Source organism: Streptococcus mitis SK575, from assembly GCF_000257865.1.
Taxonomy (GTDB): domain Bacteria; phylum Bacillota; class Bacilli; order Lactobacillales; family Streptococcaceae; genus Streptococcus; species Streptococcus mitis_CQ.
This window is the reverse complement of sequence record NZ_AICU01000090.1, coordinates 18292-42594: the sequence shown is the minus strand read 5'-3', so window position 1 is coordinate 42594 and position 24303 is coordinate 18292. Positions and strand designations below refer to the sequence as shown.

Here is a 24303-nt window from a genome sequence, read left to right as displayed (position 1 = left end):
CATATTATTTTACTACATGCTATACTGATATAGAAATTTATTGATTGGAGAATCATCATGAGAAAAACACCAGCTCAAACTGAGAAAAAAATGGTCTACAGCATCCGTTCCCTCAAAAATGGAACTGGTTCTGTCCTTATCGGCGCAAGCCTTGTCCTACTTGCTATGGCTACGCCAACTATCTCAGCCAACGAAAGTACACCAACCACTAACGCAAGTAATAGTGAAACTACTACTGCTCTTGCCCAACCTCTTACTGATGCAACAAACATCGCTGGCAAGAACGAAAGCGATTTTTCTTCACCTAACAATGCAAACGCTTCCCTAGAGAAAAAAGAAGAAAAACCTGCAACAGAGCCAACCACTCCTGTTGCAAGCCCAGCCGACTCAGCAACACAAACCGGACAAGATCGTTCAAGCGAGCCAACTACTTCTACTAGTCCAGTAACGACTGAAACTAAGGCAGAAGAGCCAATCGAAGACAACTACTTCCGTATCCACGTCAAAAAACTTCCTGAAGAAAACAAGGATGCTCAAGGACTATGGACTTGGGACGATGTTGAAAAACCTTCTGAAAATTGGCCAAACGGAGCCCTGTCCTTTAAGGATGCCAAAAAAGACGACTACGGCTACTACCTAGATGTCAAATTAAAGGGAGAACAAGCCAAGAAAATTAGCTTCCTCATCAACAATACAGCTGGAAAAAATCTAACTGGCGATAAATCTGCAGAAAAACTAGTTCCAAAAATGAACGAGGCCTGGTTAGACCAAGATTACAAGGTTTTCTCTTACGAGCCACAACCTGCAGGTACTGTTCGCGTCAACTACTACCGCACTGACGGCAACTATGACAAGAAATCTCTTTGGTACTGGGGAGATGTAAAAAATCCAAGCAGTGCTCAATGGCCTGACGGAACAGACTTTACGGCTACAGGCAAATATGGTCGCTATATCGACATTCCTCTTAAGGATGCCGCCAAAGAATTTGGATTTTTGTTACTAGATGAGAGCAAACAAGGAGACGACGTGAAAATCCGTAAAGAAGATTATAAATTCACAGATTTGAAAAATCATAGCCAAATTTTCCTAAAAGACGATGATGAATCAATTTACACAAATCCATACTATGTCCATGATATCCGTATGACAGGAGCCCAACACGTAGGCACTTCTAGCATTGAAAGTAGTTTTTCAACACTTGTCGGTGCTAAAAAAGAAGATATCCTCAAGCACTCCAACATCACTAATCACCTAGGAAACAAAGTAACTATCACCGATGTTGCAATCGACGAAGCTGGTAAGAAAGTGACCTACAGCGGAGATTTCTCTGACACAAAACATCCATATACTGTTAGCTACAATTCCGACCAATTCACTACCAAAACAAGCTGGCGCCTTAAAGATGAGACTTACAGCTATGATGGCAAACTGGGAGCTGACCTAAAAGAAGAAGGAAAACAGGTTGATTTAACTCTTTGGTCACCAAGTGCTGATAAGGTTTCTGTCGTTGTCTACGACAAGAATAACCCTGAAAAAGTGGTTGGAACTGTCGCTCTTGAAAAAGGGGAAAGAGGAACTTGGAAACAAACTCTAGATAGCACAAACAAACTCGGAATCACTGATTTCACTGGCTACTATTATCAATACCAAATCGAGCGTCAAGGGAAAACTGTTCTTGCACTCGATCCTTACGCTAAGTCCCTCGCTGCTTGGAATAGTGACGATGCCAAGATTGACGATGCCCATAAAGTGGCTAAAGCTGCCTTTGTAGATCCAGCTAAATTAGGACCTCAAGACTTGACTTATGGTAAGATTCACAACTTCAAGACTCGTGAAGATGCCGTTATCTACGAAGCTCATGTGCGTGACTTCACTTCAGATCCTGCCATCGCAAAAGACTTGACCAAACCATTTGGGACTTTTGAAGCCTTTATTGAAAAACTAGACTATCTCAAAGACTTAGGTGTGACCCACATCCAGCTCCTTCCAGTCTTGTCTTACTACTTTGTCAATGAATTGAAAAACCATGAACGCTTGTCTGACTATGCTTCAAGCAACAGCAACTACAACTGGGGATATGACCCTCAAAACTACTTCTCATTGACTGGTATGTATTCAAGCGATCCTAAAAATCCAGAAAAACGAATCGCAGAGTTTAAAAACCTCATCAATGAGATCCACAAACGTGGCATGGGAGCTATCCTGGACGTAGTTTACAACCATACAGCCAAGGTCGATATCTTTGAAGATTTAGAACCAAACTACTACCACTTTATGGATGCTGATGGGACACCTCGCACTAGCTTTGGTGGTGGACGTTTGGGGACAACTCACCATATGACCAAACGCCTCCTAGTTGATTCTATCAAGTATCTAGTTGATACCTACAAAGTAGATGGATTCCGTTTCGATATGATGGGAGATCATGACGCCGCTTCTATCGAAGAAGCTTACAAGGCTGCACGCGCCCTCAATCCAAACCTCATCATGCTAGGTGAAGGTTGGAGAACCTATGCTGGTGATGAAAATATGCCTACTAAAGCTGCTGACCAAGATTGGATGAAACATACCGATACTGTCGCTGTCTTCTCAGATGACATCCGTAACAACCTCAAATCTGGTTATCCAAATGAAGGTCAACCTGCCTTTATCACAGGTGGCAAGCGTGATATCAACACTATCTTCAAAAATCTCATTGCTCAACCAACCAACTTTGAAGCAGACAGTCCTGGAGATGTTATCCAGTATATCGCAGCCCATGATAACTTGACTCTCTTTGACATCATTGCCCAGTCTATCAAAAAAGACCCAAGCAAAGCTAAAAACTATGCTGAAATCCACCGTCGTTTGCGACTTGGAAACCTCATGGTCTTGACAGCTCAAGGAACTCCATTTATCCACTCTGGTCAGGAATATGGTCGCACCAAACAATTCCGTGACCCAGCCTACAAGACTCCAGTAGCAGAGGATAAGGTTCCAAACAAATCTCACTTGTTGCGTGATAAGGACGGCAATCCATTTGACTATCCTTACTTCATCCATGACTCTTACGATTCGAGTGATGCGATTAACAAGTTTGACTGGACTAAGGCTACAGATGGAAAAGCATATCCTGAGAATGTCAAGAGCCGTGACTATATGAAAGGTTTGATTGCCCTTCGTCAATCTACAGATGCCTTCCGACTTAAGAGTCTCCAAGATATCAAAGACCGTGTCCAACTCATCACTGTCCCAGGTCAAAATGGTGTGGCAAAAGAAGACGTAGTGATTGGCTACCAAATCACTGCTCCAAATGGGGATATCTACGCAGTCTTTGTCAATGCGGATGAAAAAGCTCGCGAATTTAACTTGGGAACTGCCTTTGCCCACCTCAGAAATGCTGAAGTTTTAGCAGATGAAAACCAAGCAGGACCAGTAGGAATTGCCAACCCGAAAGGACTTGAGTGGACTGAAAAAGGTTTGAAATTGAATGCCCTTACAGCTACTGTTCTTCGAGTCTCTCAAGGCGGTGCCATCGTTGCCCCAGCTGTGGAAGAAAAACCAGAATTTGACCTTTCTAGCTTAAAACAAGAACACGGTCAAAATAACGGCCAAGACAATATGTCAAACCGAGTAGACAAACCGGAACAGCAAACTCCAGCTCCACAAACTAAACCTGATTCTGCAAAACCAGATGCCAAAGTAGCTGATGCGGAAAATAAACCTAGCCAAGCTACAACTGATTCACAAGCTTCACAAGTTTCACAACCAGCACAAGAAGTACAAGCATCATCTGTAAGTGAAGCTGTTCGAAACGAATCGGTAGATAACTCTAACAAGGAAAATATACCTGCAACTCCAGCTAAACAAGCTGAACTTCCAAATACAGGAACCAAAAACGATAACAAACTCCTGTTTGCAGGAATCAGCCTCCTTGCCCTTCTAGGTCTCGGTTTCTTGCTAAAAAACAAAAAAGAGAACTAAACTAGCCCTCCTATAGAAAAATCCCCCAAGCATTATAGCTCGGGGGATTGATTTTTGTACAATATTTGTTGTCCTAATAAACTTGATTAGGATTTTTTATTTAGTCTCTTTCATGGCAAAATAAGCCCGTACTTTTGGAACCACTTGCATTCCGAAAAGTTCAATAGCTCTCAGAACTTGGTCATGAGGCATGGAACCAAGAGGTAGGTGAAGCATGAAGCGGTCCAATCCTAAATCCTCAATCATGCGAATCAATTTTTCGGCCACTTGATCTGGATTTCCCACAAACATGGCACCATTTGGCCCTATCTGCTCAAGGTATTGTTCATAACGCAACTCCTGCCAGTGTGGACGGTCTTTGGAAATAGCATCCACTACTTGCTTGGTCGGATGGAAATAATCTTTCACAGCCTGCTCGCCATCTTCAGTAACCCATCCCCAAGAATGAGCTCCAACCTTTAGTTCCTGACTGGCATGACCCGCTTCGCTCCCAATCTCACGATAAGCCTGAATCAACTTTTTAAAATAACGAGGGTTACCACCAATAATGGCATAGACAATCGGTAGACCTGCCTGAGCAATCTTCACTGTTGATTCGACATGACCACCTGTCGCTATCCACAAGGGTAATTTATCCTGAACTGGACGAGGATAAACTTCTTTGCCAGAGATTGTTTGGCTCAAGCGGCCTTGCCAGTCTAACTTGGTCTTTTCATTGACTAACTGGAGCAAGTCTAATTTCTCATCAAAAAGGGCTTCGTAGTCTTTCAAATCATATCCAAACAAGGGGAAAGATTCCGTGAAAGAACCCCTTCCAGCCATAATCTCCGCTCGTCCATTTGACAAAGCATCGATAGTGGCATATTGTTGGAACAAGCGAATCGGATCCATGCTCGAGAGAATGCTGACTGCACTGGTCAAACGGATTTTCTTGGTATTGACTGCACCTGCTGCCAGGACAATCTCTGGCGCAGATATCGCAAAATCCTCTCGATGGTGCTCACCAATCCCATATACATCCAAACCAACCTTGTCAGCTAGTTCAATCTCTGCCACCAACTGGCGAATACGTTCGGCATGACTGTAAGTTTGCCCAGTCCTTTCAAGCGCCGTTGTTTCCCCAAATGTTGAAATTCCCAATTCTACCACTGTGATTCTCCCCGTCTATTTCTGTCCTTCAATTTGAAAAATTATTCTAATACTCAATGAAAATCAAAGAGCAAACTAGGAAGCTAGCCGCAGGCTGCTCAAAACAGTGTTTTGATGTTGCAGATGGAAGCTGACGTGGTTTGAAGAGACTTTCGAAGAGTATAACACGAAACTTGAGTACAAGCAACCGATTTGCTCACAAGAAAAAGCCTAGATAACTAGACTTTTTTAGCTTATTCTACCGTTACTGATTTAGCAAGGTTACGTGGTTTATCCACATCAAGACCACGGTGCAGAGTTGCAAAGTAAGCGACCAATTGCGTTGGCACAACCATTGAAATTGGTGAGAGGTATGGATGTACAGTCGTAAGAACGATGTCGTCTGTCTCTTTGGCAACATTTTCTTCTGCGATAGTGAGGACTTTGGCACCACGAGCTGCGACCTCTTGGATATTTCCACGAGTATGGTTGGCAAGGACTGGATCTGACAATAGGGCCAAAACAGGTGTTCCTTCTTCAATCAAGGCAATGGTTCCGTGCTTGAGTTCTCCTGCCGCAAAACCTTCACACTGGATGTAAGAAATCTCTTTGAGTTTGAGACTTGCTTCCATGGCTACGTAGTAATCTTGACCACGTCCAATGTAAAAGGCGTTGCGAGTTGTTTCAAGAAGCTCACGAACCTTGGCTTCGATGGTTTCTTTCTCTGAAAGAGTTGATTCGATAGACTGAGCTACGATTGACAATTCATGAACCAGGTCAAAGGCTTGCGCTTTGGCATTGCCATTTGCTTCTCCAACTGCTTTTGCAAGGAAGGCAAGGGCTGCGATTTGCGCTGTATAAGCCTTGGTTGAGGCTACGGCAATTTCAGGTCCTGCATGAAGAAGCATGGTATGGTTAGCTTCACGAGAAAGAGTTGAGCCTGGTACGTTTGTCACTGTCAAGCTTGGGATTCCCATTTCATTAGCCTTAACCAAAACCTGACGGCTATCCGCTGTTTCACCAGACTGACTGATAAAGATGAAGAGTGGTTTCTTGCTGAGAAGTGGCATACCGTAGCCCCACTCAGATGAGATTCCAAGTTCAACTGGCGTATCTGTCAATTCTTCCAGCATTTTCTTAGAAGCAAATCCTGCGTGGTAAGATGTCCCAGCTGCAAGGATGTAGATACGGTCTGCGTCTTGAACAGCCTTGATGATAGCTGGGTTTACTACTACTTGACCAGCCTCATCTGTGTAGGCTTGGATTAACTTACGCATCACTGTTGGTTGCTCATCGATTTCCTTGAGCATGTAGTAAGGATAAGTTCCCTTACCGATATCTGACAAATCAAGCTCAGCAGTGTAGCTAGCACGCTCACGACTGTTGCCATCATAGTCTTGAACTTCCACACTATCCGCCTTGACGATTACCAACTCTTGGTCATGAATTTCCATGTATTGATTGGTCTCACGAATCATAGCCATGGCGTCTGAGCAGACCATGTTATAGCCTTCTCCAAGACCAATCAAAAGTGGTGATTTATTCTTCGCTACGTAGATGACTTCAGGATCTTGTGAGTCAACCAAGGCAAAGGCATAAGAACCACGGATGATGTGAAGAGCTTTTTTGAAGGCTTCAAGAACTGATAAGCCATCTTCTTCCACAAATTTTCCAATCAAGTGAACGGCAATTTCAGTATCTGTTTGCCCCTTAAAGTGGTGACCTGCAAGGTATTCTTCCTTGATTTCAAGGTAGTTCTCAATCACCCCGTTATGCACCAAGACAAAACGTTCAGTCTCAGAGCGGTGTGGGTGAGCATTGTCTTCCGTTGGTTTCCCGTGAGTCGCCCAACGAGTATGTCCGATACCAGTTGTACCCTCAACACCAGCTGTCTTGGCAGATAATTCTGCGATACGACCGACAGCCTTGACTAGGTGATTTTCAGCACCACCTAGGACAAAAATCCCCGCAGAATCATAGCCACGGTATTCGAGCTTTTCAAGCCCTTGAATCAAAATATCAGTTGCATTTGTGTTTCCAACAACACCAACAATTCCACACATAGTATATACGACACAGACAAGCTGTGCTTTCTCCTTAAAATTGGTATAGTCTGATTTCTCTTTTATAGAACCAGCAAAAACAGTATATACTTGTTTCTTTCACTTGTCAAGAGTAAAAATTGGTATAGCTGAAATTAAGCTCCTGTAAGCAAAAAAACTCTGACCAATTAGGACAATCAGTCAGAGTCCTTTTTAAAATCCATTATTGTCGCTTAGTTCCTTGAACCAGTGCCCTGATTTCTTCAGACGACGTTCTTGCGTTTCCAAGTCTAATTCGACCAAACCATAGCGATTTTTATAGCTGTTAAGCCATGACCAGCAATCGATAAAGGTCCAAATCAAGTAGCCCTTACAATTGGCTCCGTCTTCAATGGCACGGTGAAGTTCACGCAGATGACCTTTTACAAAGTCAATACGGTAATCATCTTGAATCATTCCATTCTCACGGAATTTTTCCTCTCCTTCAACACCCATACCATTCTCTGTCAACATCCACTCGATATTGCCATAATTTTCCTTGATATTTTGAGCAATGTCATAAATCCCTTGCTCATAAATCTCCCAACCACGATGAGGATTAATTTTACGTCCAGGCATAACATAAGGTTCGTAAAAATGTTCTGGCAAGAGTGGACTCTCTGGATGCTTAGCAAATCGAGGAACCATAACACGCAAAGGTTGATAGTAGTTGACACCAAGGAAGTCCACCGTATTGTCACGAATGAGCTCCAACTCCTCCTCTGTAGCATCAGGCAAGAGACCGTGTTCATGCAAGATTTCTACTAACTCCTGTGGATAAGTCCCCAAAACAGATGGATCTAAGAAAGATTGGGCCTGAAAGAGGTCCGCAATGCGAGCTGCCTTGACATCAGCAGGATGCTGGCTACGTGGATAAGCCGGTGTCAAGTTTAAGACAATCCCAATCTTGGAATCTGGCAAAAGTTCATGACAAGCCTTAACCGCCCGACTGCTGGCCAATTGTGTGTGATAAGCTACTTTAACCGCCGCTTCTGCATCCACCTTATGTGGATAATGGGCATCGTAAAAATAGCCAAACTCTACAGGAACAATGGGCTCGTTAAAGGTAATCCATTGATCCACTAAATCACCATAAGTCTCAAAACAAAAACGAGCATAGTCTTCATAAGCTGAAACTGTCGCCTTATTTTCCCAACCATCACCAGCTTCTTGAAGAGCAAAAGGCAGATCAAAATGGTAAAGATTGACTAAAAGACGAATCCCCTTAGCCTTAATAGCCTCAAAGACCTTACGATAAAAATCCACACCTTGAGGGTTGACTTTTCCACAGCCTTGTGGAAAAATCCGTGACCACTGAATAGAAGTCCGAAAGGCCGTGTGACCAGTTTCTAACAGTAGCTCAATATCCTTTTCCCAGTTTTCATAAAAAGTTGATGTTTTATCTGGACCAATCCCATTATAGTAACGATTTGGCTCCACTTGGAACCAGTAATCCCAGAGATTATCTCCCTTACCGTCACCAGCTACACGTCCTTCTGTTTGTGGCCCAGAAGTAGAGGATCCCCAGACAAAATCCTTTGGAAATCTTAGCATACATTTACCTCTTTATCTACTCATTTTTCCCATTATACAGAAAAAACAAGGTAAAAACTAGTTACATTTTTTCCTTGTTTTTCTTCTGATTATAGTTTTTATTTCTTGCTGAGGATTTCAAGCGTTTCAAGCAAGTTATCTGCATGAACCTCGATGGTGTCACCAGTCGCTTTAATCTTAACTTCTACGATGCCATCGGCTGCTTTTTTACCAACAGTGATACGGATTGGCAATCCAATCAAGTCACTGTCGCTAAATTTAACTCCCACACGTTCGTTGCGGTCATCCGTCAAGACTTCGTAACCAGCTCCCATCAAGCTTGCTTCAAGCTTTTCTGTCAAAGCTTGCGCTTCTTCGTCCTTGACATTGACAGTGATCAAGTGAACATCAAATGGCGCCAATTCTTTAGGGAAATTGATTCCCCAAGCGTAACGGTATTCACCTTTTGGCGTTTTATTAACAAAGAGGCGAGCGTGTTGCTCCATCACTGCTGAAAGGAGACGGCTGACACCGATACCGTAACATCCCATGATAATTGGCACAGCACGGCCATTTTCATCCAAAACATCTGCTCCCATGCTTGCTGAGTAACGAGTACCGAGTTTGAAGATGTGACCAATTTCGATACCACGCGCAAAGTTAAGGACACCTTGCCCGTCTGGGGAAATTTCACCCTCACGAACTTCACGGATATCCACATATTCTGCAGTAAAATCACGGCCTGGGTTCACACCAGTCAAGTGGTAGCCATCTTCATTAGCACCGACCACTGCATTGCGAACATCTTGCACCTTACGGTCTGCAATGATTTTAACATTCTCTGGCAAACCAACTGGGCCAAGTGAACCAAATCCTGCTTGAACAACATTTGCCACTTCTTCTTCACTAGCAACGTCAAAGAAATCTGCTCCCAAGTGGTTTTTCAACTTGACTTCGTTGAGTTGGTCATTTCCAACTAGAAGGGCCGCAACAAGCTCACCATCTGCCTTGTAGAAGAGGGTTTTAATTGTTTGTTCTTCTGGAACATTGAGGAAGGCTGCAACTTCATCAATTGATTTAACATCTGGAGTTGCAACACGAGTCACTTCTTCTTCAGCGACAACACGGTTGCTTGGTTTGTACTCGTTTGTTGCCATTTCTAAGTTAGCCGCATAGCTAGATTCACTTGAGTAAGCAATGGTATCTTCACCAGAAACCATCCATTTGAGCAATTCTGCCTTGATTTCTTCTTGCACTTCTGCAGGAATCTCATCAAATGAGGCAACTGACTTGTCCAAGACAACCCAGCGGTCAAGGTCTGTACGAGCAGGTGTAATGGCCATAAATTCTTGGCTGTCCTTACCACCCATGGCTCCACCGTCACCAATGATAGCCTTGAAATCTAAACCACTACGAGTGAAAATACGCTCATAAGCAGCCTTGTACTCATCATAAACACTGTCCAAGCTATCATAGTTAGCGTGAAAGCTGTAAGCATCCTTCATGATGAACTCACGTGTACGAAGAAGTCCATTACGTGGGCGTTTTTCATCACGATACTTAGGCTGGATTTGATAAAGGTTGAGTGGCAATTGCTTGTAAGACTTAACAGAATCACGGACAATAGCTGTAAAGGTTTCTTCGTGAGTTGGACCTAGAATGAAGTCTGATTTTTCACGGTTTTTTAGTTTGTAAAGGTCCTCACCATAAGTTTCGTAACGACCTGATTCACGCCACAATTCTGCACTAAGAAGGGCAGGAGCTAACATCTCAACGGCACCAATCTTGTCGAATTCTTGGCGCATGATATTTTTAGCTTTTTCAATCACACGGTTGGCAAGTGGTAGATAAGAATAAACACCTGCTGAGACTTGACGAACATAACCAGCTCGCAACATAAGAGCATGGCTGATAACTTGAGCATCGCTTGGCATTTCGCGAAGCGTTGGGATAGGCATTTTACTTTGTTTCATAATATTCCTCGATTATCTAAAAAAGAGTCGCATGATGTCATTCCAGGTCACAGCAATCATCAAGACAACCATGATGACCACTCCGGCCAAGGTGACATAGGTTTCAATTTCTTGTTTCAATGGTTTGCGGCGGATGGCTTCTAGGATATTGAGCACAATCTTACCACCATCCAGGGCTGGAATCGGAATAAGATTAAAAATCCCAATATTGATGGAAATCATTGCCAAGAAGTACAAGACATTCTCAATTCCATTTTTAGCAGCATCACTACTTTCCTTAAAGATGGCAACAGGTCCACCTAGCTTGTTCAAATCCGGTTGGAAAATCAGATTTTTCAGAGCTGAGAGAATTCGGAGAGCCGAGTCAGCTGCAGTTGTAAATCCACCTACAAACATAGATAGAAAATCTGACTTAATTCCCGGTTGAACGCCTAGAAGATAACGACCTTGACTTTCTTCTGGGGTAACAGTGACTTGTTTTTCACTCCCTTTTTCAGAAATAGTCACATCCAAGGTCGGGGCCGTCTTATCTTTAGTTTCTGATTCCACAGCCTGGATCAAGCTCTCCCAATTGCTAATCTCATGTGAGCCAATCTTGGTAATTTGTGCCGTTTCTGGTACTCCCGCCTTAGCCAAGGCCCCTTGAGGCATGACATGGAACTGATTGGTATCAACATCTCTGACACCACCCTGCATGAAGATTAAAATCCAGAAAACAACGACACCTAAGATAAAGTTGTTCATAGGACCTGCAAAGTTAGTAATCAGTTTCCCCCAGATAGTTGCATTTTGATATTGAACATCTAAGGGAGCAATCCGAACCTCAGTTCCATCTGCTTCTACAACCGTTGCATCGTGATCCACTGCAAATGTTTTTTCTTCTTCCAGAACCAAGCCCTTGATAAAGAGCTTGTCTTCAAAGTCAAACTGGGTCACCTGCATAGGGAGAGCTGTTTGATCTAATTTTTTACCTGATAGATTGATGCGTTTAACCTTACCATCATCAGTAAGCGTCAAACTGACAGGAGTTCCTGTCTTGATTTCAGTTGTATCATCACCCCAACCAGCCATGCGAACATAGCCACCCAGAGGCAAGATGCGAATGGTATAGGCCGTCCCATCCTTGCCAATATGAGCAAAGATTTTGGGTCCCATGCCAATGGCAAATTCACGCACTAGAATCCCTGATTTCTTGGCAAAGTAGAAGTGCCCGAACTCGTGCACCACCACAATAATCCCGAAAACCAGAATAAAGGTTAAAATTCCGAGCATAGTCTTTCCTCCGTCTTTTGATTAAAAGAGTCCAAATAAGTGCATGATTGGAAATACAAGCAACATACTATCGAAACGATCCAAAACACCACCATGTCCAGGAATAAATTTCCCAGAATCCTTGACACCAAAGTGACGCTTGATCGAACTTTCTAGTAAATCACCAAATTGTCCAGCAATGCTAAAGAAAATAGCAAAGACTGACATCTTGTAAATTCCATACGGAAGAGCAACTGTACTGTCAACTATCATAAAGATGATGGTTACTAAAATAGCGCCTAAAATACCACCCAAGGCCCCCTCAAAGGTTTTATTTGGAGAAACTGTCGGAGCTAATTTTCGTTTACCATAGTTCATCCCAACAAGATAGGCACCACTGTCTGTCGCCCAGACGATACACAAGGCCAAAAGCGCCTTATCTAAACCTGCAACGCGAGCATCTAGTAAAGCATTAAATCCAAAGCCTACATAGAAACTCATAGCCAGCGGGAAAACAGCGTCCTCAATAGTATAAGACTTGCTAAAAACGGTCGTTCCTAACATAATTGAAATCAACACACTATAAGCAACAACATTCCCATCAACTGACAAAAAAGTCAGGTAATTCTCCAAGGGAATGGTCAAAGCAAAGGTTGCAAAGAGGGTCAAGAGGCCCTCCATCGTCATGGTCTCTAGACCTCTCATCTTCAAAAGTTCATGCATGGCTAGCATAGCTATGATTCCGATTGCTATCTGAAGCAAGAGTCCCCCAATCATCAAAATCGGTAGGAAAATAGCCAGTGCAATCCCTGCAAACAAGGTTCTTTTCTGTAAATCCTGTGTCATATTTCCTCCTAAACTCCTCCAAATCGGCGATGACGACGATTGTAGGCAAGAATAGCTTCCTGCAAGGCCATCTCGCCAAAATCAGGCCACAAGGTATCCGTAAAATAGAGCTCACTGTAGGCTCCCTGCCATGGAAGGAAATTGCTCAAACGCAATTCTCCACTAGTACGGATAATCAAGTCTGGGTCTCGTAACTCCTTAGGCAAATGCTGGGTGAAGAGATAGTTGCCAATCAATTCCTCTGTGATGTCACCTGGGTTGATTTTGGCATCTAACACATCCTGGGAAATCAACTTAAGCGCCTGTGTAATCTCAGCGCGTCCACCATAGTTAAGAGCAAAATTAAGAATCAATCCTGTGTTGTTCTTAGTCAATTCCTCAGCCTTGGTCAGAGCTTCAAAGGTTTGCTTAGGCAGGCGGTCCGTTTCGCCAATCATTTGAATCTTAACATTATTCGCATGCAATTCCGGGACATAATTATCATAAAACTCTACTGGCAAGTTCATGATAAATTTGACTTCCTGATCTGGACGGGTCCAGTTTTCTGTAGAAAAAGCATAAACCGTAATCACCTTGACGCCCAGTTTGTTAGCTGCCTTAGTCACAGTTTGCAATGCTTCCATTCCCGCCTTGTGTCCGAAGACTCGCGGTTGCATACGTTTTTTAGCCCAGCGGCCATTGCCATCCATGATGATGCCGATATGAGCAGGAACCTGTGTCGGAACCTCTACTTCCACAGCCTTATCTTTCTTAAAAAATCCAAACATGATCTTATTCCTATTCAAAAATCTATCGTTTCATTATACCATATTTCCCTATTTTCTTCTATCACTAAGCTATTTATACTCTTCGAAAATCTCTTCAAACCACGTCAGCTCTATCTGCAACCTCAAAACAGTGTTTTGAGCAACCTGCGGTTAGCTTCCTAGTTTGCACTTTGATTTTCATTGAGTATTATTCTCAGGCACAAAGCCCATTTTTCAAAAAAATAAGTCGCCTGATTGGGCGACTCTATTTTTATAGGGAGATTATTATGAAAAAGTTTTAGGAGTTTAAGTTAAGGTCTTCTTAACTTATGGACTTAGTATACACTTCCTAGCTTAAAGTTTCCTTAAGTATTTTTAAAAATCAAATTTTTCCATTTCTCCTGCCAATTTTTCTTGGATAGACGTGTTCGATAAAGTTCCATTCGGTCTTCATTTTCTAAGAAATGAGGAGTTGGGTGAACTTGAAAATTCAAAATATCCTCGAGTCCATAAGGTGCATAGAGTTCAAAATCTGCTGCTTCATTTAAGCGCAGTCCAACAGCCGTACACCGTTCTGGATACTTACTCATAGCATCACGGGAACTGGTATAGGGAACAGTATGAGGGCTATGCTGGTGCATATAGACTTGATTTTTCAATTCCCACTGGTACTGAGGAAAATCCTCTCGCAGTTTTTTCTCTAGGGACAAGGTTTCCTCATAAGAAATATCTGGATCAAAGAAAATCACATCTACATCTGTTTCACAGTCAAAAGGGGATTTGTCTGACAAGAGATTCCAGATGAAATTTCTGACTGAACCTGCTGCCAACCACGAGTCTTTCAGACCAAGGTTACGGATGATGGTCAGAATAGCCATCATATCCGGATTTTCTCTAAAAGCCTCTAGAATTTCTTGCTCATTTTTCACTGTATTCATAACCTAAATGCTCATATGCCTTAGCAGTCGCCACCCGTCCAGAACGTGTCCGCATGATAAAACCTTTTTGAATTAAGTAAGGCTCATACATATCTTCAACTGTCTCACGTTCTTCTGCTATGTTAACAGAAAGAGTTCCTAGACCAACAGGGCCACCACCGTACATCTCAATCATGGTGCGAAGGATTTTTTGATCCACATAGTCCAAACCTTCATGGTCAACATCCAATATAGTCAAAGCCTTATCGGTAATAACATCATCGATAACCCCATTCCCCATTATCTGGGCAAAATCACGCACGCGCTTGAGGAGACGATTAGCAATACGAGGGGTTCCACGACTACGCAAGGCCAGCTCGGATGCTGCATCATGAGTAATTTCCATCTCAAAAATATCTGCCGTCCGCTCAACAATTTCCGTCAAATCAGCATGAGCATAATACTCCATATGACCTGTAATCCCAAAACGTGCCCGTAGCGGATTTGAGAGCATACCTGCCCGAGTCGTCGCACCAATCAAGGTAAAAGGTGGCAACTCCAAATGAACACTGCGACTGCCTTCACCAGCCCCAATCATTATGTCAATGTAGAAGTCTTCCATGGCACTATAAAGCACCTCTTCCACAGACATGGGCAAGCGATGAATCTCATCAATAAAAAGGACATCCCCAGGCTCTAAATCATTCAAAATCGCTACCAGATCTCCGGCTTTTTCAATGACTGGACCCGAAGTCTGCTTGAGATTGACACCTAGTTCGTTGGCAATAACAAAGGCCATGGTCGTTTTCCCCAGACCTGGAGGTCCAAATAAGAGCACATGATCCAGCGCTTCATCCCGCATTTTGGCAGCTTCGATAAAGATTTGGAGCTGGTCCTTGACCTTATCCTGTCCAATATATTCACGTAAGTACTGAGGACGGAGCGTGCGTTCTACTAACTCCTCATCCCCCATTATCTCATTATCTACAATTCTACTCATGGCTCTATTATATCAAAAAACCAAGCCACAAACAAAAAAGCCACCCGATTGGGTGACTCCCGAGTTTAGCACTTATGTGGTATAATATTCTACGGCACTGCTACACCGCCTACGAAAGGCGGTGAGACAGCCCATGATGGAATTAGTACTCAAAACTATCATCGGACCAATTGTGGTCGGTGTCGTTCTTCGGATAGTCGATAAATGGCTAAACAAGGACAAATAGTGTCAAAAAGACCCCAAGCTTAATGTGGAAGTTAGCTTGGGGTCTTTTCTAGCCTATGATATAGAACTAGTACTCAATTCCTTTTTATTATCCCAGAGTTCACAAAATTTGTCAAAGGTTTATATTCTCATCTACTCAGCTTGTCATTTATAAGCAAAAATAATGTTCATCATGCGTTTATCTGCCAACAAATAAAGGAGACATGCCACCAAGGTAACTAGCCATATGGCATATACAAAAACTGTTAAAACCGTGAAGTCCTCCATGATGATTAGTAGTACATTTGCCAGATAATACCGCCCAACAACCGTTGTTAAAGCAAACAAACCTGCAAATGACAATAAAAAGGCAAGTGGTAGGGCAAGGATAAGTTCCTTCCGATATTTTCCTAAGAAGAGGACAATAATACCAGCAGACAGTGTATAAGCAAAAGCAATTGCTCCATAAACAAGTCCCCAAGATAACATTGAAATACTAGAGAAAGCAAAATCACCATCCATTAGCTCTAGGACAAGCATAGTCAAAAAAGTGAATTCACTAACTAGTAGATTAATCAACAAGGCAAGCATAAACTTCGCTTGGAGTAATTGTTTCAAATCGACAGGAATCAGTCTGAGATTTGAAATCGTTTTAGACACTTGTTCTATTCTTATCAAATCCACTAAAATCATGCTCGCAAAAGGGAGAAGAAAATAGTAATTCAAAAAGAAGAAACCATTTTCTACATACCAGCCATTCACACTACCGTACGAATGCCCTTGATAAATCTGATGACCAATCATAAACTCTAACAAAAAGAGCAGGATGGCTACAAAGGGAATCATATACAGTATCTTTCGCCTTCTTAGTTTAGTCAATTCTAGCATCAACATTTATTCATCCACCTTTCTTAACCAAGATTTAATGGACAAGAAAGACAAAAAAAGTAAAGATAAACCTAGTACAACAATCGATAAGATAGCTGGCTGTTGAAGCACCACTCCTTCTCTGTTTCCTTCCCAGATTAAACTGTTAGCACTTGTTACTGGACTGATATTTGGACTCGTCCTTGCTAAAAAAAATGACACTAAAACATACATGACACCGACCAAATTCCCAACTATCTCCTTGCCTCTGACTTTTATCATGACCAAAGCAACTAAAGGAAATACTCCCATGGGAATTAAGATACCACTACTCATACAAAGATAGAAGAATCTTAATAATAAAGACAAACTGACTGTCGAAGAAAAGCGGGATAGTAGTGCGAATAAGGAAACCGAAATATAGGTGAATAACATGATACACAGAGCGTTGATTTCTATATACAAAATCTTAGCCCAGAATGTCTTCATTAGATTTGCTGAAGCGAGTTTCAAGTTGTTCATGATGCGATAGCGATATTCTACACCAAATGCCTGTATTGTATAGGAAACACAATACAAAGGGAGAATCAAAAAGTTTAAATAAGATAAAGAAAATTTATAGACAAAGGGAAAGGAGTCAAACAATCCTCTCGCATCATTTACGTAATAACAGATGAGAGCTAGGTAGAGGGAAACAACACCATATACGACAAAATTCAGTTTTTGATGCCTTTGTTTGAGAAATTCAATCTTCACTAAATCAAGCAATTCCCTCACCTCCTGTTATCCGCTTAAAGTAATCCTCTAAACTTTCATTGTTTTTATAATAATATTCTTTTAGAACTATTCCGTTGTCTTTTAAGGCGTTAGATACGATCGCAATATCAAAAGTAGGTGATTCTCCCTGAAGTTCAAGTTCTATATCCGAAAGAATACTAATCTGTTCTTGCAGATTTATCATGCAAAGCACTTCCTTAGCTTGAGAAGCATCCGAAACAATTAGGTGGATTTTCCTTCTCTCTGCACCATCTATCAAATTCTGCATAGTCTTTTCAGCAATAAGATGGGTATCATGCAGTATCCCAACTCTATCCACAAGCTTTTCAAGTTCTGAAATAATGTGACTGGATATTAAAATTGAAATGTCATGATTGGTACTGAGTTCCTTTAGATAACGGCGCATTTCAAGGATACCAATAGGATCTAAACCATTTGTTGGTTCATCTAATATCAGAATTTTCGGCTGGTACATAATAGCGTTAGCAATTGCTAACCTTTGCTTCATTCCCAGAGAATACTGCTTGAATAGTTTTTTATTTTCCCCATCTAATCCTACTACTTGTAACGCTTGCTCTATCTGTTTTAGCGAAATTCCTCTCAATCTTGCAAAAATAGAAAGATTTTCAGGTCCCGTTAAATTAGGATAAAAAGAAGCACTGTCCAATACCACACCGATTTGAGATAGCAAGTCCTTAGAAAAGTCCCCTGACAGTTTTTCAGATAGAATCTTCACTTCACCACTATCCATCGCTGTTAAACCTAAAATAGCTTTGATAAAGGTAGTCTTTCCAGCGCCATTTCTTCCTAGTAAGCCATAGATTTCTCCCTGTTTTAGCGTAAAGTCTATCTTATCTAAGACAATTTTCCCATCATAGGATTTTGATAAATTAGATGTCTGTATTACTGGATTTCTCATTTTATTCTCCTCCTAACATCTATACACCCACATCAAAAGACATAATAGAGTAGTTCCTGTATAAACTACTTATGGGAGAGGGTAATAGGGTATAGCAAACTTACAATCCCCCTTTAAGTCCTTCAATCTGTGGCACGATCCATTTTATAAATGTTACTTCACAAAAAGTTTAATAAATCAATCCGCCAGCTCAAGATCAACTCCACTAGTTGTTGCAGCTTATTGTATAACTCTCGAACCCCAAATATATTGTGATTGATTTACAGTTTTTAAACGCAACCGCTTACAAACAATTCTGAAAAAAGATAATCTAAAAATGATTTTACGAAACTTTGCTAAAATACTCATATTAACCACCTTTTTTTATCTTTACACTTGTAAGTGTACTACTTTAAATATTCTTTGTCAATAAAAAGTATTCTTTTTTTCAGTTTTTTTTCAATTTATTCTTTTGAGACTATTTTATGTTGAAAAGTTGAAAAATAGAGATTAAAAGTATATAATTAATCGTAAATTTATTTAAAGAAGGTTTAAAGATGAGCATATTATCTGATAAACTAAAATCCAAGAGAAAAGAAAAAGGATTCTCACAAAAAACACTTTCCGAAGGAATTTGTGAGCAAAGCCAAATCAGCAAAATAGAACGTGGCAACTATATGCCTGCTGCTGATTTACTCTATAAACTTGCAAATCGGCTTCAAGTTCCCTTAGATTATTTTTTCGATGAACAGATTGAAATAACTTCCAATATAACACCGTTTAAGAAATTAGCAGAAAAATTACTTGAAGATCGTAATTACGAGGATTTAGAATACCTCTTAAACTTAGAAAAAGAAAAGTATCAGTATCTGTCTACTGAGGATGAATTTTATCTTCTATGGATTCAAGCGATTATCCTTTTCTACTTACATAGTTCCAAAGATGAAGCTATCGCCAGTCTAGAAAACGCTTTGCCAAAGCTTTCGGTCAGCTCATCTGTATATCTTAAACTTCTCAATACTTTATCTAATTTTTATTTTTCTGTAGGGCGTGATGCAGAATACGAAGAAAATAACTCACTTCTTATCAGTTTGTATCAGGAAAAAGATTTAAACCACCAAGAGTATTTATTTGGTTATATTCGAGTTAAACATAACTTCGCCTATTATTTACACTCTAAAGGGAAGGAATTAGAAGCCGTCCAGGAAGCCTTGGAAACCATTGACTTTTGTAAACAAAAAGAGACCAGCTATCAGCTGGCGCCTCTTTTAACTATCGTTGCAAATGCCGGAAAAGATTTTTTAAAGCACGATGAAATTCTTGACTATTATTTACAGGCTCGTGATATCTGTAAAATATACGAGCACAAGCTCATGATGGCTAAGATTGATCATTTTTTGAAAGATAAGGATAGGTGACTTCAATCGTAATAAGTTATAATTACCAATTAGCTAGAAACGTAAAAGTGGAGAGGAACTAATGTAATTTTCTCCACTTTTGTTAATATCCCCTCTTCCACTTGTATCCTGCCCAGCTGCTAAAGCAAGTAAAACTAAATTAAAGATGATAAACAAAGTCGTAAAATCAAATAATCCATTTTGTGACAAATCTGCCGTGTAAAATTCAGTTTCTGTAAAGAGAAGGTAAGAAAACTGACAAAACCAAGCATGAGTCTGAGAAAAAAGTCTTTAAAATCAAAAAACGTATAATATCAGGTGTTGAAAAACCTTGATACTATGCGTTTTATTGTGGAAAGATTTACTTCATTTTCTCCTGAAATTGAGTTTTTGTCCAATTTCTCTTTTATGGTATAATATTGTTCGGCACTGCTACACCGCCTACGAAAGGAGGTGAATTAGCCCATGATGGATACAATACTTAAAACTATCATCGGACCAATTGTGGTCGGTGTCGTTCTTCGCTTAGTCGATAAATGGCTAAACAAGGACAAATAGTGTCAAAAAGACCCCAAGCTTATTTGGACGTGAGCTTGGGGTCTTTTCTAGCCTATGATATAGACACAATACTTAATTCCCTTTTATTATCCCATAGTTCACAAAATTTGTCAAAGGTTTATATCCTCTTGAACCTCTGTACTACAAGACGTTCAAGATTAAGCGAAAGCTATCGGAAAATGATGTTTAGAAAACTCCCGAAAAGCCTGAAATAGAGCCAAAAAACTCCACCTGATTGGGTGCCTCCCGAGTTTAACATTTTTATGGTATAATATTGTTCGACACTTCTACACCGCCTACGAAAGGAGGTGAGATAGCCCATGATGGAACTAATCCTTAAAACTATCATCGGACCAATTGTGATCGGTGTTGTTCTTCGCTTAGTCGATAAATGGCTAAACAAAGATAGGTAGTGTCAAAAAAGACCCCAAGCTTAATGTGGAAGTTAGCTTGGGGTCTTTTCTAGTCCATGATATAGAACTAATCCTTAATTCCTCTCCATTATCCCATAGTTCACAAAATTTGTCAAAACTTTACAACCTCACCCATTTAGCTTCTTCAACTTTATAATCTGTCCAATAAAGTTTATAAGATTGGGAGAAAGTTATCGAAAAATGATGTTTAGAAAACTCCCCAAAAGCCTGAAATAGAGCCAAAAAACTCCACCTGATTGGGTGGAGTTAAGGGAGATTATTATGAAAAAGAAAAGTTTAGGATTTTATTAAATAAAGTTAGGAGGTCTTTATTTAATAACTATATGATACATGACGAAGCTTAAAACTAGCTTAACTTTTCTCATATTTTACTATTTTACAAAAAAATTCTATCACCATCACCTACCCACAAAAAAGTCACCTGATTGGGTGACTTCATTAGGAGATTATGATGAAAAAAAGTTTTAGGATTTCATTAAATAAAGTTAGGAGGTCTTTATTTAATGACTATATGATACTAGACCATCCTTAAACTTTGCTTAAGAAAAAACAAGTTTTGTTATTTTTCTCGATTCGTCCAAGTCATCCCTATACAATTATAGGTGGATAAGATTTCAAAGCCCATAGAACGATAGAAGCCAAAGGTTCTTTCTGTCTCTTCTGTCACCAGCTGGACTTGATAAGCATCTTTGTAATCTTTTAAAGCCTCTTTCATCAAGGAGCTACCAATCCCTTGGCGCTGATAGCTAGGCAAAACAATCAAATCTTGTACAAAAACTGATGAAAATCCATCTCCAACCAAACGAATCAAGCCCACCACAGCATCGCCATCAAGCGCCAGATAAATTACTAATGAATGAGACAAGGCCTGCTCCAGCATCTGAGGTTGATGGGTATAATTTGTCCAACCGACAGCCTGATAGAGATGCAAAACATCCTCTAGCTTGACAATTTCTTGCTTTTTAATAGTAATCATCTCAACACCTCTTAAAGCTCTCTCAAGCTCTTGTACTGTTGTCCATTTTTATCAAAGTTTTCAGGACGCAACCATATTTCCAAACGAGCTTTGATTTTTGGCCAGTCCTTATCAATCATAGACAACCAATCCGTATCCCTCGTACGCCCCTTATAAATCACTGCCTGACGGAAGGTTCCTTCATAAATAAAGCCCAAACGTTCCGCTGCTCGTCTTGATGGCAGGTTAAGAGCATCGCATTTCCACTCATAACGACGATAGTTTAGGTCTTCAAAGACATAGCGAGCCAGTAGATACTGAGCTTCTGTTCCTATCCGTGTGCCTCTTAGCTCTGGAGAAAAAGTGACAGCTCCCACTTCTATTACTCGGTTATTCTGATCAATTCGCATGAGGGAAAAAGTTCCCAAAGCCTTACCAGTTGCCTTGTCTACAATCGCATAGTAAAAGCGGTCCTTACGAGCCAACATCTGATTTAAAAGGCTAACCAGTTCCTCCATATCTGCCACTGGTTCCTGAAAGAGGTAGGTCCACATCTCCCGAGGAGTATCTGAACCATAAACAGCTAATAAATCCTCCGCATGCTTTTCCACTGAAAGAGCTTCTATTCGAGCATAACGCCCTTCTAAGAAATCAATAGAAGGCAATTCACCTGGTGTATAACCTTCCATTGACTCCCCAATCATCTGACCATATTCATTTACTGGCATAGCTTTCTCCTTGTTTCACTTATTGAATATAGTATAACATATCTCAATGAAAATTTTAGGAAACACTTGGTTTTCTATTCAATAATGCAAACTCCTCTTATAAAAATCATCCATCCACTTTATAGAGGAATAATCAAATATGGGAACGAGTGAGTTAATTCCCCTTATGCTTCTCTCTATTTTTTACTGTTTGTATTCAAATTTCTCTTGTTTTAGTGTTTGCTTTTGTAGACTGGACTACCAACCAGAACTGTGTTTTTATCTTAGTTGGGACTATTATAGTACGGTTCAGCACTATCTACAAATTCTTCAGATGTGTATCAAAAAAATTTATCGTAGCAAACCAAGAGTCTACACTTTCTTTCATTAATAAGCGCCAATCTTTTCTATAACGATGATTCGGTTGATAAGCAATCGTCAACATATGCCCTGTTTCATGGTATTTTTTAAACAAAATGGATTCCCCTTTATAATGTGAAATGATATCATCTATCGCGGATGATGCATTCCATATTTCATCAACATCGCTTCCTAGTAATAATAAAGGAGAGGAAATTTTACTCACATCAATCTGAGCCCTACTATCTTCAGGAATATGTTTTCCAAAAAACTTGTTTAACAGATAATTTCCTAACTGAAATTTTTGATACGGAAGTTCTTTTTGTAAATATGTCCAAGAAGATGAATGAGAGTTGAGTTTTCCCTTTATTCCCTCAAATATTACATTTGAGGGGGAATTGAGTACCAAACATTGCACATCTTTCAAAATACTTTGTCCAGCCAGAACAAGTTCTGCTCCTTTAGAGCGACCATATATTCCTATTTTTGTATTATCAACTTGAGGATGATGATATAGAAAATCTTTCGCCTCCTCCAGACATTCTATTGGAATTCGTTCTAAATTTTGGGGTAATCCCTCTAAACCAAAATAAGCTATCGCAAGACAAATATAGCCTCTTGAAGATAAAAGTTGGGCAATATTCTGAGCTTTTTCAATTCTTCCCTCACTACCACTAACAATAATCACGGCTGGCGCCCTTCTTAACTTTTCATCATAAAATAATCGACCTTGAAAATGCTTGTCATAGATATCTTGATATCTTACTCCTAGATTCATATAACGCCTTACAAAACTTTGCTCCGCGACCATATCTTTCCCCAGCCTGATTTTAATTTCAACACCAAAACAATCTCGTAATGGAATTCTATCAAGAGAACTCGGTAATCTCCTTTTCCTGTTCTTCAACGGTTTCGCATTAAAGAATAATCCCATTTCTGAAACTCCTTTATAAGATCCCGAAATAGATGCTGTCTGAGAGGTATCAATCATACCGTCCTGATCAGATAAAAAAATTGCGGTTGATTTCCATATAACATCATGATCTAAAAGCAAAGGAGCATTTATACAGTAATAATCAGACAGGTACATTTCTACACAATACATTGCCCTTGGTTCTAAACCATTAATAGCAATATAAAAAGATTCATCCGCTAAATCTGTTTGTGAAATCAGTTCTATGTTTACAGTCATATCTTCTCCTTTTTGTTAATCTGCTTAACAATTATATTTGAAATTTACCGTGACTTTTACCACGGTAATTCTCCCCACACCTTTTCAATATCATCCATCAATTTCACAACTATTTGAAGTTCCCCCTCGCTATAGTTGTTTAAAACTGAAAAGATTGATTTTTCAATATATGCTTGTTGCTCCTTATGGATTTTAAAAATTTCGATACCTTTTTCAGATAATCTCAAATATTTATTTTTCCCATTATTCGGATCAAAATCAAAAACAACTAAATTTTTTTGAATCAATCTCCTAACGCTTTGAGTTATTGCACTTCTTGAAACTTCTAATAATTCAGATAATTTTACTAGATTTAAGGGCTGATTTTCCCCAATCACAACAATCAAATGTACCTCATTCAACGTAATGGATTTGTCAACACCACTTTTATGTTGATTTTTTTTTAACTGGTCAAACGCTAAAATAAATCTATTGAAACGATTATTAAATGCAATAAATTCTTTTTTATCCATAATC

22 protein-coding genes are annotated in these 24303 nt (G+C 40.2%); 5 read left to right on the top strand and 17 right to left on the bottom strand.

The features are described 5' to 3' along the window. Positions 1-57 precede the first annotated feature (57 nt). Complete coding sequence (locus HMPREF1048_RS12260) at positions 58-3963, top strand: pullulanase (RefSeq protein WP_001232750.1); 3906 nt, start codon at positions 58-60, stop codon at positions 3961-3963. A 96-nt stretch (positions 3964-4059) separates the two neighbouring features. Here HMPREF1048_RS12260 and HMPREF1048_RS12255 read toward each other — a convergent pair whose 3' ends face one another. From HMPREF1048_RS12255 to ruvB, 9 genes are all read right to left on the bottom strand, one after another. Next, a complete protein-coding gene (locus HMPREF1048_RS12255) occupies positions 4060-5112 on the bottom strand; it encodes an LLM class flavin-dependent oxidoreductase (RefSeq protein WP_000229790.1) in 1053 nt (350 codons plus the stop codon). A 233-nt stretch (positions 5113-5345) separates the two neighbouring features. Continuing rightward, positions 5346-7154 carry a glutamine--fructose-6-phosphate transaminase (isomerizing) gene (glmS, locus tag HMPREF1048_RS12250; RefSeq protein ID WP_000334289.1) on the bottom strand — a complete coding sequence of 603 codons (1809 nt, stop codon included), beginning with the start codon at positions 7152-7154 and terminating at the stop codon, positions 5346-5348. Positions 7155-7346: 192 nt separating this feature from the next. After that, positions 7347-8726 carry a 6-phospho-beta-glucosidase gene (gene bglA, locus HMPREF1048_RS12245; protein WP_000943503.1) on the bottom strand — a complete coding sequence of 460 codons (1380 nt, stop codon included), beginning with the start codon at positions 8724-8726 and terminating at the stop codon, positions 7347-7349. Between the two features lie 98 nt (positions 8727-8824). Beyond that, positions 8825-10678: a proline--tRNA ligase gene (locus tag HMPREF1048_RS12240; protein ID WP_000814049.1), complete on the bottom strand. Its 1854-nt coding sequence runs from the start codon at positions 10676-10678 to the stop codon at positions 8825-8827. 12 nt (positions 10679-10690) lie between these two features. Continuing rightward, positions 10691-11950: an RIP metalloprotease RseP gene (gene rseP, locus HMPREF1048_RS12235; RefSeq protein WP_000900674.1), complete on the bottom strand. Its 1260-nt coding sequence runs from the start codon at positions 11948-11950 to the stop codon at positions 10691-10693. A gap of 21 nt (positions 11951-11971) precedes the next feature. Continuing rightward, positions 11972-12775: a phosphatidate cytidylyltransferase gene (locus HMPREF1048_RS12230; protein ID WP_000189863.1), complete on the bottom strand. Its 804-nt coding sequence runs from the start codon at positions 12773-12775 to the stop codon at positions 11972-11974. An 8-nt stretch (positions 12776-12783) separates the two neighbouring features. Next, positions 12784-13542 (bottom strand): isoprenyl transferase, encoded by a 759-nt coding sequence (locus tag HMPREF1048_RS12225; RefSeq protein WP_000466724.1) that lies wholly within the window; start codon positions 13540-13542, stop codon positions 12784-12786. 344 nt (positions 13543-13886) lie between these two features. Then, positions 13887-14459: a nucleotidyltransferase family protein gene (locus HMPREF1048_RS12220; protein WP_001098875.1), complete on the bottom strand. Its 573-nt coding sequence runs from the start codon at positions 14457-14459 to the stop codon at positions 13887-13889. Continuing rightward, positions 14440-15438 (bottom strand): Holliday junction branch migration DNA helicase RuvB, encoded by a 999-nt coding sequence (ruvB, locus tag HMPREF1048_RS12215; protein ID WP_025171958.1) that lies wholly within the window; start codon positions 15436-15438, stop codon positions 14440-14442. Before ruvB ends, HMPREF1048_RS12220 begins: the two co-directional genes overlap by 20 nt. A gap of 133 nt (positions 15439-15571) precedes the next feature. On the opposite strand from ruvB, the gene HMPREF1048_RS12980 reads away from it, so the two are divergent. Continuing rightward, entirely contained in the window at positions 15572-15664 is a 93-nt protein-coding gene (locus tag HMPREF1048_RS12980; protein ID WP_000970381.1) for a type I toxin-antitoxin system Fst family toxin, read from the top strand. A gap of 143 nt (positions 15665-15807) precedes the next feature. Here the strand turns inward: HMPREF1048_RS12980 and HMPREF1048_RS12210 are convergent, their stop codons facing one another. Genes HMPREF1048_RS12210 through HMPREF1048_RS12200 form a run of 3 tightly spaced genes read right to left on the bottom strand, consistent with a single transcriptional unit; the run spans position 15808 to position 18205 of the window. Beyond that, complete coding sequence (locus tag HMPREF1048_RS12210; RefSeq protein ID WP_004249329.1) at positions 15808-16536, bottom strand: ABC transporter permease; 729 nt, start codon at positions 16534-16536, stop codon at positions 15808-15810. Next, complete coding sequence (locus tag HMPREF1048_RS12205) at positions 16537-17286, bottom strand: ABC transporter permease (RefSeq protein WP_232616448.1); 750 nt, start codon at positions 17284-17286, stop codon at positions 16537-16539. Then, entirely contained in the window at positions 17270-18205 is a 936-nt protein-coding gene (locus tag HMPREF1048_RS12200; RefSeq protein WP_001245732.1) for an ABC transporter ATP-binding protein, read from the bottom strand. The genes HMPREF1048_RS12205 and HMPREF1048_RS12200 overlap by 17 nt, the downstream gene beginning before the upstream one ends. A gap of 536 nt (positions 18206-18741) precedes the next feature. On the opposite strand from HMPREF1048_RS12200, the gene HMPREF1048_RS12195 reads away from it, so the two are divergent. After that, entirely contained in the window at positions 18742-19602 is an 861-nt protein-coding gene (locus tag HMPREF1048_RS12195) for a helix-turn-helix domain-containing protein (protein WP_000025784.1), read from the top strand. Positions 19603-19635: 33 nt separating this feature from the next. Here the strand turns inward: HMPREF1048_RS12195 and HMPREF1048_RS13560 are convergent, their stop codons facing one another. Then, positions 19636-19791 (bottom strand): hypothetical protein, encoded by a 156-nt coding sequence (locus HMPREF1048_RS13560; protein WP_004249326.1) that lies wholly within the window; start codon positions 19789-19791, stop codon positions 19636-19638. 255 nt (positions 19792-20046) lie between these two features. Between HMPREF1048_RS13560 and HMPREF1048_RS0102710 the strand changes: the two genes are divergently transcribed. Both HMPREF1048_RS0102710 and HMPREF1048_RS0102705 read left to right on the top strand, forming a co-directional pair. Next, entirely contained in the window at positions 20047-20139 is a 93-nt protein-coding gene (locus tag HMPREF1048_RS0102710; protein WP_000969509.1) for a type I toxin-antitoxin system Fst family toxin, read from the top strand. Positions 20140-20459: 320 nt separating this feature from the next. Next, on the top strand, positions 20460-20552 hold the full coding sequence (locus tag HMPREF1048_RS0102705) for a type I toxin-antitoxin system Fst family toxin (protein ID WP_000970292.1): 93 nt from the start codon (positions 20460-20462) through the stop codon (positions 20550-20552). Between the two features lie 580 nt (positions 20553-21132). Here HMPREF1048_RS0102705 and HMPREF1048_RS12185 read toward each other — a convergent pair. The 4 genes from HMPREF1048_RS12185 to HMPREF1048_RS12170 form a co-directional block, all read right to left on the bottom strand. Then, positions 21133-21549, bottom strand: coding sequence for a GNAT family N-acetyltransferase (locus HMPREF1048_RS12185; RefSeq protein ID WP_000628403.1), 417 nt, complete (start codon positions 21547-21549; stop codon positions 21133-21135). A gap of 11 nt (positions 21550-21560) precedes the next feature. Then, on the bottom strand, positions 21561-22256 hold the full coding sequence (locus tag HMPREF1048_RS12180) for a GNAT family N-acetyltransferase (RefSeq protein WP_001144923.1): 696 nt from the start codon (positions 22254-22256) through the stop codon (positions 21561-21563). 298 nt (positions 22257-22554) lie between these two features. After that, positions 22555-23787 (bottom strand): acyl-CoA thioesterase/BAAT N-terminal domain-containing protein, encoded by a 1233-nt coding sequence (locus tag HMPREF1048_RS12175; protein WP_000217703.1) that lies wholly within the window; start codon positions 23785-23787, stop codon positions 22555-22557. 56 nt (positions 23788-23843) lie between these two features. After that, a complete protein-coding gene (locus tag HMPREF1048_RS12170; RefSeq protein ID WP_000358208.1) occupies positions 23844-24299 on the bottom strand; it encodes a MarR family winged helix-turn-helix transcriptional regulator in 456 nt (151 codons plus the stop codon). Positions 24300-24303 lie beyond the last annotated feature (4 nt).